This window comes from Microcystis sp. M49636_WE2, assembly GCF_030065375.1.
Lineage (GTDB): Bacteria > Cyanobacteriota > Cyanobacteriia > Cyanobacteriales > Microcystaceae > Microcystis > Microcystis aeruginosa_C.
This window is the reverse complement of sequence record NZ_JASJFG010000950.1, coordinates 1-1608: the sequence shown is the minus strand read 5'-3', so window position 1 is coordinate 1608 and position 1608 is coordinate 1. Positions and strand designations below refer to the sequence as shown.

2 protein-coding genes are annotated in these 1608 nt (G+C 40.4%); one reads left to right on the top strand and one right to left on the bottom strand.

The features are described 5' to 3' along the window. Positions 1–140 (bottom strand): helix-turn-helix domain-containing protein (locus PX484_RS21850; protein WP_288105472.1); only part of this gene is annotated, 140 nt, incomplete at its 3' end. Between the two features lie 90 nt (positions 141–230). Between PX484_RS21850 and PX484_RS21845 the strand changes: the two genes are divergently transcribed. Further along, positions 231–1505, top strand: coding sequence for an O-antigen ligase family protein (locus PX484_RS21845; protein WP_287667886.1), 1275 nt, complete (start codon positions 231–233; stop codon positions 1503–1505). The last annotated feature ends 103 nt before the right edge of the window (positions 1506–1608 follow it).

Here is a 1608-nt window from a genome sequence, read left to right as displayed (position 1 = left end):
CTTTCTTGCTTTTCGTACCATGCTTGTGTTCGTTCGTGGAGAGCTTTATTGTAAACCAATCTTACACAGCCCAATGTGCGCCGCAATAGCGACTCTTGTTTTGGTGTGGGGTAAAATCGGTAAGAATAGGCTTTTTCCATGTCTCACATTTTAGCATATATCGTGTAAATGTGCTAATATTTGACGGTAAAGCCGTCGTAGAACGACGGGGTTTCAGACCCAAATTTTCGATGAAAAAGATTTTTTGTCAAGGGTGGGAGTGGAATTTAATACTTTTTTCAGTTTTTATCGCCATGATACTGCCAGAGTTGGCGGGTATCGGCATTATTATCGTGTTAATTAGGGTTTTTACCGGCAATTTTCGGGCAATTATCCAGTCGCGTCTCAATCAAGGTCTCGGTATCGTCACACTTTGGTTAATGATTAGTGCCAGTCTTTCCCCAACTCCGGGGGATGCTTGGATTGGTTTAGGAAATTTCCTGCCTTTTTTCTTCTTTTTTAGCAATATTCGGCAATTAATTAAAAAACCCTCTCAATTGCGTCAACTAGCTTGGGTGATGGTTATCCCCTCAGTTTGGGTAGTGGTGATGGGATGGGGACAAATTTTTCTCGGTTGGCAAAAACCGGAAGCATTAAAAGGGATTTTTACCTGGCCCTACGGGGTGGGGGGTGAACCGAGCGGGCGAATGTCTTCGGTTTTTATGTATGCTAATCTTTTGGGGGCTTATTTACTGATAACTCTGATTTTAGCGATCGGTCTATTAATTCTAACTTGGCGGCAGTGGCACAGACAAAGAAATAACCTTTTAAATCTCAAAATCGGGTTTTTAACTTTAACCATATTTATCGATAGTGTAGGGCTATTTTTAAGCAATTCTCGCAATGCTTGGGCCTTAGCCTTTTTAGGTTGCCTAATTTTCGCCCTTTATCTAGGTTGGAATGCCTTAGTCGCCGGTTTTGTCCTCTTGGGAGGGGTGATTTCTCTTGCTTCTTGGGGACCCAATCCTTTCAGGGATAGTTTCCGTTTCTTGGTTCCTAGGGCGATTTGGGCGCGATTATCCGATGAAATGTTCCCCAATCGTCCTCTAGCTACGCTCAGAGCAACTCAATGGCGTTTTACTCTAGAAATGACCCAAGAAAGACCCCTATTCGGTTGGGGATTACGCAGTTTTACACCTCTCTACGAAAAAAGTCAGGGATTATGGTTAGGTCATCCCCATAATTTATATTTGATGTTAATGGCAGAAACGGGAATTATCGGCTTAATTTTATTGTCTGTTTGGGTGGGTTGGATTTATGCCCAAGGGGTGCGTTTATTTATCTTTCTACGGCAACAAAAAGCCGGGGGTGAGTTAATTATCTTTACCTATCTGGTAGCTTTTGGTGCTTGTGTTTTATTTAATCTCGTCGATGTTACCCTCTCCGATGTCAAGATTAATACTATTGTTTGGCTTCTCTTGGCTGCCATTGCTGGGGTGAGTCAAAGGTTAAATTATGAATTATGAATTATGAATTATGAATTATGAATTATGAATTATGAATTATGAATTATGAATTATGAATTATGAATTATGAATTATGAATTATGAATTATGAATTATGAATTAT